Genomic DNA, 13,477 nt, shown 5'->3' with positions numbered 1-13,477 from the left:
CATTGACTACTCAAGGAGCACCATGAGCAACAACCCCACGACCATCGGAGTCGGACTCATCAGCGTCGGCTGGATGGGGCAGCTCCACAGCCGCGCCTACTCCAACGTTCCCGTCGTCTACCCCGAGCTCGGCATCAGAACACGCCTGGTCATCGCCGCCGACACCAATGACGAGCGCGCTCAGTTCGCCCAGGACGTGCTGGGCTACGAGAATTCGACCAGCGACTACAACGACGTTCTCAACCACCCGGACGTCGACGTCGTCTCCGTCTGCGCACCGAACTTCCTCCACGAGGAGATCGGCACCGCCGTCGCCAAGGCCGGCAAATCACTGTGGATCGAGAAACCCGTCGGCCGTTCCGACGAAGAGACGGAATCCGTGGTCAACGCGGCCGATGCCGCGGAAGTCGTCACCGCTGTCGGCTTCAACTACCGCAACGCCCCGGCCATCGAATACGCGAGGAAGATCATCGCCGAAGGCAAGCTCGGACGCATCACGAACGTGCGGGGCGCATTCTTCGCCGACTACTCGGCCGAGCCGAACGGCGCTCTGTCCTGGCGCTTCATCCGCGGACTCGCCGGTTCCGGTGTCCTCGGAGACCTGCTCGGACACCTGACCGACCTCGCCCACTACGTCGTCGGACCGATCGACAAGGTCACCGGCGTGGCCAACACCGCCTACACCGAGCGCCCCAAGCAGCAGATGGGCAGCGGCACCCACTTCGACGTCGTCGAGGGCGGAGAGATGGCACCCGTCGAGAACGAAGACTACGCCGGACTGCTCGTCCACTTCGGCCCCGACGCTCAAGGAGCCGGCGCCGTCGGTTCGCTCGAAGCCTCACGAGTGTGCGTCGGGCCGCGCGCGGAGTACTCGCTCGAGGTCTACGGAACCGAGGGCTCACTGCGGTGGAACTTCGAACGGATGAACGAACTCGAACTGGCACTCGGACACAAGGGTCCTCATGTCGGGTTCACCCGTGTGATGGCCGGTCCGGACTTCGGCGACTTCTCGAAGTTCCAGCCGGGCGCCGGCACCTCGATGGGCTACGACGACCTCAAGGTCATCGAAGCGAAGAAGTTCCTGCTCGCCCATGTCGGCGAGGAATCCACCCACGCCGACGTCCATGACGCCCTCGCCGCCAACCGCGTCGTCTACGCGGGTGAGCGCGCGATCGCCACCGAGTCCTGGCAGACCGTCGAACAGGTCGAGGGCACCTCGGCATCGACACGGACCACGGACGACTCGAACAGGAAAGAGACTGTCGATGCCTGAGAAGACCACCGTCATCGGACTCGGACCGGTACCGAAGGACCTCGTCGAAGCAGAACTCGGACTCGGGGTCGACTTCGTCGAGAGCCCCGGAGCTGAGGACTACGCGAAGGCCGAGGGCGCAATCGTGCGCGCTGCCGTCAAGGTCGGCCCCGCAGAACTCGATTCGATGCCCAACCTCAAGGTCATCGCCCGCACCGGCGTCGGCGTCGACGACGTCGATGTCGACGCCGCCACCGAACGTGGAATCCCCGTGGCGATCACCCCCGGTGTCAACTCGACTGCGGTGGCCGAGGGCGCGTTCGCTCACATGCTTCAGCTCGTGAAGTCACTGGCACCGCTGACGGAGATCGTTCGCTCCGGGGGATGGACGGAACGCACCAGTGTCCCGGTCGGCGATCTCGACGGAGCGAGTCTGGGCATCATCGGATTCGGCAACATCGGTCGGCGGGTGAAGGCGATCGCCGAGGCCTTCGGCATGAGCGTCCTCGCCTACGACCCCGTCGCCGAGGTGCCCGAAGCCAATAGGGTCGACACCGTCGACGAGATCCTGCGCGCATCGGACATCGTCACTCTGCACGTGCCGCTCCTCGAGAGCACCCACCACATGATCAACGCCCGCACAATCGATCTGATGAAGGACGGAGCGATCCTCATCAACACCAGCCGCGGAGGACTCGTCGACGAGGACGCCGCTCTGTCGGGACTCGAGTCCGGCAAACTCGGGGGCGTCGGACTCGACTCGTTCGAATCCGAGCCGCCTCGGCCGCACCCCCTGTACCAGCACCCCCGCACAGTGCTGACTCCTCATGTGATGGGGCTCAGCGCAAAAGCCAGCCATGCCACCTTCGTCGCCGCCGCCCGTGCCGTGGACGCAGTCCTCAAAGGCGGGCGCCCGGGCGCAGCGGTCAACGAAGTGGATTCGCCGGCTGCACCTGCAGCCGCAAGCAAAGGAGACCCAAGGTGAGCAACGTCAAAATCGCCGCGGCCCCCATCTCCTGGGGAGTCTGCGAAGTCCCTGACTGGGGATACCAGCTGAGCCCTGAACGGGTCCTCACCGAAATGCAGGAACTCGGCTTCGACGCTACGGAATTCGGCCCCGAGGGGTTCCTTCCCGACGACGCCGCAGGCAGGGCCGAAACCCTGAAGAAGCACTCGATGCAGGCCGTCGGAGGGTTCTACCCGGCCATCATCCACGACCCCGACCATGATCCGCTGCCCGGGATCGAGCGCGAACTGGAAGCCTACACCGCAGCCGGTGCGGACACCCTCGTCCTGGCAGCAGCGACGGGCGTCGACGGCTACGATGCCAAGCGCCCTGAACTCGATGAGGCCGGATGGAAGACCGTCTACCGCAACATCGACCGCATCCTCGAAGCCGCAAAAGCCCAGGGAGTCACCGTCAGCCTGCATTCGCATGTGGGAACCATGGTCGAAACCCAGGACGACGTCGACCACATTCTCAACGGCACCGACGTCGACTTCTGCTTCGACACCGGACACATGTTCATCGGCGGAGTGGACCCGGTCGAATTCGTGCAGAAGCACACGGGACGCATCTCCCACGCACACCTCAAGGATGTCGCGCTCGACCGTGCACGCAGTGTCCAGGCCGGCGAACAAACCTACTACGATGCCGTCGTCGACGGAATGTACCAGCCGCTCGGCCAGGGAGACATCGACATCGACTCGATCGTCGGCACTCTCATCCGCGCCGGATTCGACGGCTGGTTCACCCTCGAACAGGACACCGTCGTCGCCGACGAACCGGCGCCCGGCTCCGGACCGATCGACCAGGCTCGCGCCAGCCTCAGCTATCTCAAGCAGATCATCGAGGAGAACCGATGAGCACACGGATCGGCGTCGTCGGCCTCGGCCGGATCGGACGGATGCACGCTCGCAACATCGCGCAGGAAGACGGGGTCGACGAGCTCGTGCTCATCGGCCGCACCGCAGGCAAGCTCGAAGACGCCAAAGCGCAGCTGCAGTCGGAGCTGGCCCCGGACGCGGGGCCGGACCTTCGAGGTGCTCACGCCCCCGCAGGTCCCGTCAACCGCCCGGTCATCAGCACAGTGCTGCTCACCGAGGACTGGACCGACGGACTCGACGGTGTCATCATCGCCAGTTCGACGCACACCCACCCCGATCTCGCTCGGACAGCACTGACCGCTGGGGTCCCGGTTCTCGTCGAGAAGCCGATCGGACTCAAGCTCGAAGAGACCGCGGCCCTGTCCGCGGAGTTCGAAGCGCTCGACGTGCCCATCATGGTCGCCTACCACCGCAGGTACGACGAAGGGTTCCAGACCCTCAGAGAACGGATCCACAGCGGTGAGATGGGAACCATCCGAGTCATCCACTCGGCCGGACATGATCACTTCCATGTCGATCCGGAATTCATCCCCACCTCGGGAGGGGTGTGGCGCGACCTGCTCATCCACGAGTTCGACACGATCCCCTGGCTCATGGGTGAGGCACCCGTATCGATCTTCGCCTCGGGCGGGGTGCTCGACGAGCAGGCCTATGCGGACAGCGGCGACCTGGATACGGCCACAGCCGTGATCACCTTCGAATCGGGAGTGCAGGCGCTCATCAGCGGTGCCCGCAACATCGCCTCCGGCCAGGACGTCAACACCGTCGTCTACGGCAGCGATGCGGCGTTCGCAGCCGGCATCGACTCACACTCGCCGGTCACCTCGACCGAACCGGGAGTCGCCCCACCGGAGTCGACCTACGCCGACTTCATCGAACGGTTCGAACCGGCCTTCAGACGCGAAGTCCGACATTTCCTGGCCGTCATCAACGGCGATGCCACCTCGCTGACCCTGCCGTCCGACGGCATCGTCGCAGCGAAATTGGCGTTGGCAGCCGAGGAATCGGTGCGGCGCGGCCGACCCGTCCGATTGGACGAAATCACCGCGTGAGCGCTCAAGCCGCGACACCGCACAAACCCACATTGACTCAACGCGAATTTCGAACGAGGAGAGAAGTTCAATGACGAATGAACAACTGCGCATCGGTCTCATCGGGACCGGCCGCATCGGCAAAGTCCATGCCGTCAACATCGCGGCACTTCCCGAAACCACCCTGACCTGGGTGATCGACCCCTATGTCGCCGGAGCCGAAGCGATCGCTGAGGAAAACGGCGCCCGCGCAACAGGCGACCCCGACGAAGCCTTCGCTTCGGGTGAGCTCGATGCAGTGGTCATCGCCTCACCGACGTCGACCCACGCCGATCTCATCAAGAAGGCCATCGAAGCCGGAATCCCGGTGCTCTGCGAGAAGCCGATCGACCTCGACATCGCCCGCGTCGACGAACTGGCGCCACTGGTCGAGAATTCCGGCGTTCCCTTCGCCGTCGGTTTCAACCGCCGATTCGACCGTGACTTCTCACTCGCTCGAGAACGCCTCATCGCCGGTGAGGTCGGAGACCTCGAGCAGCTGTCGATCATCAGCCGCGACCCCGCCCCACCAAGCGTCGAGAACCTCCGGACGACCGGCGGCATGTTCCGAGACCAGACGATTCACGACTTCGATATGGCACGCTATTTCGCCCCTGACATCGTCGAGGTCTTCGCGACCGGCTCACAGCTGTTCGACGACGGAGCCAAGGAGACTTCCGACTTCGACACCGCGATGGTGACGATGAGGACCTCGACCGGGGTCCAGATCTCCATCACGAACTCACGGCACAGCGCGATCGGCTACGACCAGAGGATCGAGATCTTCGGCGGCCAGGGCATGCTCGAAGTCGGGAACGCGGGGACGAGTCTGGTCAGCTACTCGAACGCGACTGCGGTGAAGACCACCTCGCCCTATCAGCACTTCTTCCTCGAGCGATACTCCGACGCCTACGTCGAAGAGCTGCGCGAATTCTGTCAGCTCGTCCGCGGAGAGGAGTCACGCTGCTCGTCCTTCGCTGATGGCCGAGCAGCGCTGATCCTGGCCAATGCGGCCCAGACATCCGCGGCAGAAGGACGGGTCGTCCAGGTCGATCTGACCGCCTGACCCTGAACCCAACCCAATGCGGCAACGCATATCAGAGTGCAACGATGCATATTTGTTAGGAGACCATCGTGGTTGCCAATTCAACAGAGTCACCAATCGTCAAAGACTCAGCACTGCCGGTGATGCCCAAGACCGGAGCCCATCGCAAACGGATAGGACTCATCTCTATCGTTGCCTGCTTCGGAGGGCTCCTGTTCGGCTATGACACCGGTGTCATCAACGGGGCGCTGCGCCCCATGTCCGAAGAACTCGGACTGACTGCAGTCAGCGAAGGTGTCGTGACGAGTTCGCTCGTCTTCGCTGCCGCTGTCGGCGCCGTTTCCTGCGGCAAGATCTGCGACATGGTCGGACGACGTCGAACGATCATAGTCCTGGCGATGTTGTTCTTCCTCGGCACGCTGGTTGCCGTCTTCGCCCCTAACGTGTCTGTGCTGGTCATCGGTCGGATCATGCTCGGCCTGGCCGTCGGCGGTGCCTCCATCGTCGTCCCGGTGTACCTGTCCGAACTCGCTCCACACGAAATCCGCGGATCCATCAGCGGACGAAACGAAGTCGCGATCGTCAGCGGACAGCTTGCCGCCTTCGTCGTCAATGCCATCATCGGCAACGTCTGGGGACATATCGACGGGATCTGGCGGGTCATGTTCGCCATCTGCGCAATACCCGCGGTCTGCCTGTTCATCGGCATGCTCCGGATGCCCGAATCGCCGAGGTGGCTGGTCGAACACAACCGCCACGACGAGGCTCTCGCTGTCCTGATGACGGTGCGCACCGAAGAGAGGGCACGTGCGGAGCTGGGATCCGTCGAAGAGGTGGCGGAAGCCTCAACCGGAGATCGTCGAGTCGGCTACCGGAAGTTCGTGTTCAACAAATGGCTGATCCGGATCGTGCTTGTCGGCATGGGCGTGGCGGTCTGCCAGCAGCTCACCGGAATCAACTCGATCATGTACTACGGGCAGATCGTCCTCATCCAGTCAGGGTTCGCCGCCAACGCCGCACTCATCGCGAACATCGCTCCCGGTGTCGTCGCTGTGTTGGGCGGACTCTTCGCCCTCTACATGATGGACCGTGTCGACCGACGCACGACCTTCATCACCGGTCTGTCCCTGACGACGACCTTCCACCTGCTCATCGGTCTGTGCTCCAAGTTCATGTCCGAGGACAACCCGCTGCGCGCATGGGTGATCCTCGCCCTCATCGTCGGATTCGTCGCCTCGATGCAGTCCTTCCTCAATGTCGCTGTGTGGGTCTGGCTGGCGGAGGTGTTCCCGCTGCCGATGCGCGGTGTGGGCATCGGAATCTCGCAGCTGTTCGGTTGGGGCATGAATGGTGCCATCGCTCTCGTGTTCCCATCGCTGGTGGCAGGGATCGGGATCTCCGGTGTCTTCTTCCTCTTCGCCGCAGTCGGAGTACTCGCCTTGATCTTCATTGCGACTCAGGTTCCCGAGACGCGGGGAATATCGTTGGAGAAGATGGAAGAGGGCATCGAATCGGGCCTGGCATACCGCTTCGGGGCATGGAAGAAGCTGCGTGACGAATGATGATCGAACCGGAACTGATAGCCACCTGCTGGACCAGCGCCGGCGACGCGGCTCCGATGCGCAGCAGCGAGCGGAGCCCGCTGGATCCGATCGAGCGGGTTCGTCAGATCGCCGCGACCGGCTGGATGGGGCTCGGCTTCGTCCTCGATGACCTGCGAGCCATCCGGGACACCATCGGCTACGACACTCTTGCCGACGAGATCACCGGATCCGGCCTGCAGCACGTCGAAGTCGAACTGTGCTCAGGATGGTGGAAGCACCCGAGCGAAGGTTGGCGCGGACACTGGGAAGAACTGCTCGAAGCCGCGCAGGCTCTCGACGCCGCCTTCATCAAGATCGGCACCGACAGCGCCCCCGCTCTCAAAGACGTCCGTCCTCTCGTCGCCCCTCTCAGGGACCTGGCAGAGGAAGCCGCCTCGTACGGGACCAAGGTCGCCCTCGAGCCTCTTCCCTTCGGCATGATCGCGTCGATGCCGCAGGGAGCCGAACTCATCTCCCAGGTCGACCACCCGGCGGCCGGTCTGATCGTCGACTACTGGCACGTGTTCCGGGCAGGCACCTCTTTGGACGAGCTGCGGGCCTGTCTGACCACGGACATGGTCTTCGGTGTCGAACTCTGTGATGCCCAGGAAGACGTCGTCGGATCGCTCTTCGAAGACACTCGCGACAATCGTGAGCTCATCGGAGACGGAGTCCAGGACGTCGCCGGCTTCATCCAGGCACTGCGCAGCATCGGATACGAGGGACCGTGGGGAGTGGAGATCCTGTCGGCGGCTCATCGCCGCCGGAGCCTGTCCGAGGCTCTGGACGCGGCACGACTCAGTGCCCTCTCGGCATTCGCATGAACGCGCCCATGCTCGAAGCCCAGCTTCCAGGAGCGCCGCTGTTTCAGGGCTCCTGGAAGGCTGCCTGTTCCCCGGCAGTCCGTGTGGTGGGTGTCACGTGGGGAATGGCGGGTTTGGATTTGCGTGGACGGGTTTGCCTGGTCTAGAGTTATATCTCGTTGCCCCGCCGGAAACACAGTCTGAAAGACAGGGTTTCCACCGGGCCTGACCAGGACAAACACGGTTTGTCACGGTGGTTGGGGATCGGGTGGGTGACGATAAATGAAACTGATGCCCCCAGTGAACACGCCCCTTTTTGTTGGGTTGTGGTGATGGGTGAGTGTTTGTGGTTTGAGAATCCAATAGCGTGTTTGTTTGAACAAGTTGTGATGCCAGAAACATTATTTTTCTGGTGAGACAATCACACGGTCGAACAGTCTGGTTCGCCTCCTTGAGGTGGGTGGTTCTTTGTTGAATCGTTCACTGGGGTGGCGGTTGGGGTGTTTGATCGTATTTTTTGAAGCCGGCTGGTCACCCCGTGACTGGTTTGGCTGTCTTGCTGGGATTCATACGCAACATAATTTTTTTATGGAGAGTTTGATCCTGGCTCAGGACGAACGCTGGCTGCGTGCTTAACACATGCAAGTCGAACGCTGAAGCCGGGTGCTTGCACCTGGTGGATGAGTGGCGAACGGGTGAGTAACACGTGAGTAACCTGCCCCTGATTTCGGGATAAGCCTGGGAAACTGGGTCTAATACCGGATATGACCGTTCCACGCATGTGGGATGGTGGAAAGTTTTTCGATCGGGGATGGGCTCGCGGCCTATCAGCTTGTTGGTGGGGTAATGGCCTACCAAGGCGACGACGGGTAGCCGGCCTGAGAGGGCGACCGGCCACACTGGGACTGAGACACGGCCCAGACTCCTACGGGAGGCAGCAGTGGGGAATATTGCACAATGGGGGAAACCCTGATGCAGCGACGCAGCGTGCGGGATGACGGCCTTCGGGTTGTAAACCGCTTTCAGCAGGGAAGAAGCGAAAGTGACGGTACCTGCAGAAGAAGTACCGGCTAACTACGTGCCAGCAGCCGCGGTAATACGTAGGGTACGAGCGTTGTCCGGAATTATTGGGCGTAAAGAGCTCGTAGGTGGTTGGTCACGTCTGCTGTGGAAACGCAACGCTTAACGTTGCGCGGGCAGTGGGTACGGGCTGACTAGAGTGCAGTAGGGGAGTCTGGAATTCCTGGTGTAGCGGTGAAATGCGCAGATATCAGGAGGAACACCGGTGGCGAAGGCGGGACTCTGGGCTGTAACTGACACTGAGGAGCGAAAGCATGGGGAGCGAACAGGATTAGATACCCTGGTAGTCCATGCCGTAAACGTTGGGCACTAGGTGTGGGGGACATTCCACGTTCTCCGCGCCGTAGCTAACGCATTAAGTGCCCCGCCTGGGGAGTACGGTCGCAAGGCTAAAACTCAAAGGAATTGACGGGGGCCCGCACAAGCGGCGGAGCATGCGGATTAATTCGATGCAACGCGAAGAACCTTACCAAGGCTTGACATACACTGGACCGTTCTGGAAACAGTTCTTCTCTTTGGAGCTGGTGTACAGGTGGTGCATGGTTGTCGTCAGCTCGTGTCGTGAGATGTTGGGTTAAGTCCCGCAACGAGCGCAACCCTCGTTCTATGTTGCCAGCACGTGATGGTGGGAACTCATAGGAGACTGCCGGGGTCAACTCGGAGGAAGGTGGGGATGACGTCAAATCATCATGCCCTTTATGTCTTGGGCTTCACGCATGCTACAATGGCTGGTACAGAGAGAGGCGAACCTGTGAGGGTGAGCGAATCCCTTAAAGCCAGTCTCAGTTCGGATCGTAGTCTGCAATTCGACTACGTGAAGTCGGAGTCGCTAGTAATCGCAGATCAGCAACGCTGCGGTGAATACGTTCCCGGGCCTTGTACACACCGCCCGTCAAGTCACGAAAGTCGGTAACACCCGAAGCCGGTGGCCCAACCCTTAGGGGAGGGGGCCGTCTAAGGTGGGACTGGCAATTGGGACTAAGTCGTAACAAGGTAGCCGTACCGGAAGGTGCGGCTGGATCACCTCCTTTCTAAGGAGCACACATTCAGATCCCCACCGTCAGGAACCGTTCGTGTTCCTGGGTGGGTTGCTCATGGGTGGAACATCACAACTTCCGCTCGTCCACTCAGCGTTGTCGGGGTGAGTGCCTCGTCGATGTATGGGTATGAGGATGGGCTAGGACGAACACGTTATTGGGTCCTGGAATCACAAACCCCAACAGTCGTTGGGTGTGGTTTCAACCAACAGGACCGACCCGCTTCACGGGCAGCCACAGCAGTGGTCTGGTTTGTGGGTGGTGTTTGGTAGTGGTTTGAGAATCGTATAGTGGACGCGAGCATCAATGCTGCAGCCCTTTTGGGGTTGTGGTGTTATGTAATGTGATTTTTCTTGTCATCATCTTGTGTGATTGAAAGACAATATTTCGCGTACACGCCGCCAACCCTTTTGGGGTGTGGTGAGTGTGTAAGAGCGCATGGTGGATGCCTTGGCATCAGGAGCCGATGAAGGACGTGGAAATCTGCGATAAGCCTCGGGGAGTCGATAAACGGGCGTTGATCCGAGGATGTCCGAATGGGGAAACCCCGCTGCCTGTGAGGGTAGTGACCCGTGCCTGAATATATAGGGTACGTGGGGGGAACGCGGGGAAGTGAAACATCTCAGTACCCGCAGGAAGAGAAAATAACAATGATTCCGGGAGTAGTGGCGAGCGAAACTGGATGAGCCTAAACCGTGTGCGTGTCAAGCGTGCTGGTGTTGCGTGCACGGTGTTGTGGGGTATGTACGGTCTGGTCCAGCATGGCCAGTCTGTGTTGGTGTTGGTGTAGTCGAACCTGGTGGGAAACAGGACCGGAGTGGGTGAGAGTCCCGTAGACGAAACAGTGACGCCGGCGTAGTGTGCGTGTGCCCGAGTAGCACGGAACTCGTGGAATTTCGTGTGAATCTGCCAGGACCACCTGGTAAGGCTAAATACTTCCTGATGACCGATAGCGGATAAGTACCGTGAGGGAATGGTGAAAAGTACCCCGGGAGGGGAGTGAAAGAGTACCTGAAACCATGTGCTTACAATCCGTCAGAGCAGTATCTAGATGACTGTGATGGCGTGCCTTTTGAAGAATGAGCCTGCGAGTTAGCGGTGCGTGGCGAGGTTAACCCGTGTGGGGTAGCCGTAGCGAAAGCGAGTCCGAACAGGGCGTTGTCAGTCGCGTGTCCTAGACCCGAAGCGGAGTGATCTAGCCATGGGCAGGGTGAAGCGTGTGTAAGAGCGCGTGGAGGCCCGCACCCACTTCAGTTGAAAATGGAGGGGATGACCTGTGGTTAGGGGTGAAAGGCCAATCAAACTCTGTGATAGCTGGTTCTCCCCGAAATGCATTTAGGTGCAGCGTTGCGTGGTTCTTGCTGGAGGTAGAGCTACTGGATGGCTGATGGGCCCCACCGGGTTACTGACGTCAACTAAACTCCGAATGCCAGTCAAGGTTCAGCGTGGCAGTGAGACAGTGGGGGATAAGCTTCATTGTCGAGAGGGAAACAGCCCAGACCATCAACTAAGGCCCCTAAGCGTGTGCTCAGTGGGAAAGGATGTTCAGTTGCGAAGACAACCAGGAGGTTGGCTTAGAAGCAGCCACCCTTGAAAGAGTGCGTAATAGCTCACTGGTCAAGTGATTGAGCGCCGATAATGTAGCGGGGCTAAGTACACCGCCGAAGTTGTGGCAGCACCACGTGTATCCGTAATGGTGTGGTGTTGGGTAGGGGAGCGTCGAGTCGCTGGTGAAGCTGCCGTGTGAACGAGTGGTGGAAGCGGTTCGAGTGAGAATGCAGGCATGAGTAGCGAAAGACGGGTGAGAAACCCGTCCACCGGATGACCAAGGGTTCCAGGGCTAGGCTAATCCGCCCTGGGTAAGTCGGGACCTAAGGCGAGGCCGACAGGCGTAGTCGATGGACAACCAGTTGATATTCTGGTACCGACACACAACCGACAGTACCAAAACACATGAAACTAACCATGTCCCTCGCCCTCTCGTACTTCGGTAGGAGGGTTTGGCGAGGTATGTGGGACCTGAGTGTGGAGTCGGTAAGCGTGTGGTGTGACGCAGAAAGGTAGCCAGGCCGTGCGATGGTAGTCACGGTCTAAGGTTGTAGCACGCGGGGGTAGGTAAATCCGTCCCCGCTTTGTGTGTGAGAGCTGATGGGCGCCCCACTGTGGTGGGGTGATCTGGTGATCCTCTGCTGCCGAGAAAAGCATCGACGTGAGGGTGTGTGTTGCCCGTACCCTATAACCGACACAGGTGGTCGAGTAGAGAATACTAAGGTGATCGAGAGAATCGTGGTTAAGGAACTCGGCAAAATGCCCCCGTAACTTCGGGAGAAGGGGGACCATCCTGGTGAACCGCACTTGCTGCGGGATGTGCTGGTGGTGGTCGCAGAGGCCAGAGAGAAGCGACTGTTTATTAAAAACACAGGTCCGTGCGAAGATGTAAGTCGATGTATACGGACTGACGCCTGCCCGGTGCTGGAAGGTTAAGAGGACTCGTTAACAGGTTACTGTGAAGCGGAGAATTTAAGCCCCAGTAAACGGCGGTGGTAACTATAACCATCCTAAGGTAGCGAAATTCCTTGTCGGGTAAGTTCCGACCTGCACGAATGGCGTAACGACTTCTCTGCTGTCTCAACCACGAACTCGGCGAAATTGCATTACGAGTAAAGATGCTCGTTACGCGCAGCAGGACGGAAAGACCCCGAGACCTTCACTATAGTTTGGTATTGGTGTTCGGTGTGGTTTGTGTAGGATAGGTGGGAGACTATGAGGCTTGGTCGCTAGATCAGGTGGAGTCGATCGGTGAAATACCACTCTGACCATAGTGGATTCCTTAACTTCGGACCCTGATCGGGTTCAGGGACAGTGCCTGATGGGTAGTTTAACTGGGGCGGTTGCCTCCTAAAGAGTAACGGAGGCGCCCAAAGGTTCCCTCAGCCTGGTTGGCAATCAGGTGTCGAGTGTAAGTGCACAAGGGAGCTTGACTGTGAGACGGACGTGTCGAGCAGGAGCGAAAGCTGGGACTAGTGACCCGGCCATGGCTTGTGGAAGCGTGGTCGCTCAACGGATAAAAGGTACCTCGGGGATAACAGGCTGATCTTGCCCAAGAGTCCATATCGACGGCATGGTTTGGCACCTCGATGTCGGCTCGTCGCATCCTGGGGCTGGAGTCGGTCCCAAGGGTTGGGCTGTTCGCCCATTAAAGCGGTACGCGAGCTGGGTTTAGAACGTCGTGAGACAGTTCGGTCCCTATCCGCTGCGTGCGTAGGAAATTTGTGGAGGTCTGTCCTTAGTACGAGAGGACCGGGACGGACGAACCTCTGGTGTGCCAGTTGTTCCGCCAGGAGCATGGCTGGTTGGCTACGTTCGGGATGGATAACCGCTGAAAGCATCTAAGCGGGAAGCCTGCTCCGAGATGAGATTTCCATCCATACATTTTGTGTGGGAGAGGTGTCCTATAGATGATGGGGTTGATAGGCCGGGTATGGAAGCACTGTGAGGTGTGGAGTTGACTGGTACTAATACACCGATCACTCATCAACTCTTTTGTTGGGGTTGGTGTGTGCGTGAGAGTCTTTTTGGGTTGCACGTGGTGTTGGCTTGAGAAGTCACCCTGTTGTGGGGTGCATGTTATGTGACTGTTGTTGGTGTTCGCGTTCGCTGTGCGGTTCTTGGACCATTACCGCCTGACCTGTTTGTGGGTTGGGTGTGGTGGTGGTCTGT

General features: G+C 59.9%; 7 protein-coding genes and 2 rRNA genes. All 9 read left to right on the top strand.

Going from position 1 to position 13,477, the window contains the following annotated elements; all coding sequences use genetic code 11:
• The first annotated feature begins 22 nt into the window (after positions 1-22).
• The 9 genes from ACSE4D_RS05340 to ACSE4D_RS05300 all read left to right on the top strand — a co-directional run bounded on the left by ACSE4D_RS05340 (position 23) and on the right by ACSE4D_RS05300 (position 13,296).
• On the top strand, positions 23-1,273 hold the full coding sequence (locus ACSE4D_RS05340) for a Gfo/Idh/MocA family protein (RefSeq protein WP_135542503.1): 1,251 nt from the start codon (positions 23-25) through the stop codon (positions 1,271-1,273).
• Positions 1,266-2,237: an NAD(P)-dependent oxidoreductase gene (locus ACSE4D_RS05335; RefSeq protein WP_135542505.1), complete on the top strand. Its 972-nt coding sequence runs from the start codon at positions 1,266-1,268 to the stop codon at positions 2,235-2,237. The genes ACSE4D_RS05340 and ACSE4D_RS05335 overlap by 8 nt, the downstream gene beginning before the upstream one ends.
• Complete coding sequence (locus ACSE4D_RS05330; RefSeq protein WP_135542507.1) at positions 2,234-3,118, top strand: sugar phosphate isomerase/epimerase family protein; 885 nt, start codon at positions 2,234-2,236, stop codon at positions 3,116-3,118. Before ACSE4D_RS05335 ends, ACSE4D_RS05330 begins: the two co-directional genes overlap by 4 nt.
• Entirely contained in the window at positions 3,115-4,191 is a 1,077-nt protein-coding gene (locus ACSE4D_RS05325; protein ID WP_135542509.1) for a Gfo/Idh/MocA family protein, read from the top strand. Before ACSE4D_RS05330 ends, ACSE4D_RS05325 begins: the two co-directional genes overlap by 4 nt.
• Positions 4,192-4,261: 70 nt before the next feature.
• The gene (gene iolG / locus ACSE4D_RS05320) at positions 4,262-5,275 is read left to right on the top strand and encodes an inositol 2-dehydrogenase (RefSeq protein WP_135542511.1); all 1,014 of its coding nucleotides are present in this window, start codon (positions 4,262-4,264) and stop codon (positions 5,273-5,275) included.
• 68 nt (positions 5,276-5,343) lie between these two features.
• The gene (locus tag ACSE4D_RS05315; RefSeq protein WP_425119848.1) at positions 5,344-6,816 is read left to right on the top strand and encodes a sugar porter family MFS transporter; all 1,473 of its coding nucleotides are present in this window, start codon (positions 5,344-5,346) and stop codon (positions 6,814-6,816) included.
• On the top strand, positions 6,813-7,661 hold the full coding sequence (locus tag ACSE4D_RS05310) for a sugar phosphate isomerase/epimerase family protein (RefSeq protein WP_425119849.1): 849 nt from the start codon (positions 6,813-6,815) through the stop codon (positions 7,659-7,661). The genes ACSE4D_RS05315 and ACSE4D_RS05310 overlap by 4 nt, the downstream gene beginning before the upstream one ends.
• A gap of 564 nt (positions 7,662-8,225) precedes the next feature.
• Positions 8,226-9,751 (top strand): 16S ribosomal RNA (locus tag ACSE4D_RS05305).
• A 424-nt stretch (positions 9,752-10,175) separates the two neighbouring features.
• A 23S ribosomal RNA gene (locus tag ACSE4D_RS05300) occupies positions 10,176-13,296 on the top strand.
• Together the 16S and 23S rRNA genes form the textbook arrangement of a ribosomal RNA operon.
• Positions 13,297-13,477: the final 181 nt, after the last annotated feature.

The sequence above is a fragment of the Brevibacterium sp. FAM 27836 genome, from assembly GCF_051351055.1.
Taxonomy (GTDB): domain Bacteria; phylum Actinomycetota; class Actinomycetes; order Actinomycetales; family Brevibacteriaceae; genus Brevibacterium.
The sequence above is the reverse complement of the archived record's forward strand: the minus strand, read 5'-3'. Positions and strand labels throughout refer to the sequence as shown.

Bases quoted from the DNA above. Each gene is read 5' to 3' on its own strand.
- ACSE4D_RS05325 (WP_135542509.1), top strand. From the start codon at position 3,115: ATGAGCACACGGATCGGCGTCGTCGGCCTCGGCCGGATCGGACGGATG.
- ACSE4D_RS05340 (WP_135542503.1), top strand. From the start codon at position 23: ATGAGCAACAACCCCACGACCATCGGAGTCGGACTCATCAGCGTCGGC.
- iolG (WP_135542511.1), top strand. From the start codon at position 4,262: ATGACGAATGAACAACTGCGCATCGGTCTCATCGGGACCGGCCGCATC.
- ACSE4D_RS05335 (WP_135542505.1), top strand. From the start codon at position 1,266: ATGCCTGAGAAGACCACCGTCATCGGACTCGGACCGGTACCGAAGGAC.
- ACSE4D_RS05310 (WP_425119849.1), top strand. From the start codon at position 6,813: ATGATGATCGAACCGGAACTGATAGCCACCTGCTGGACCAGCGCCGGC.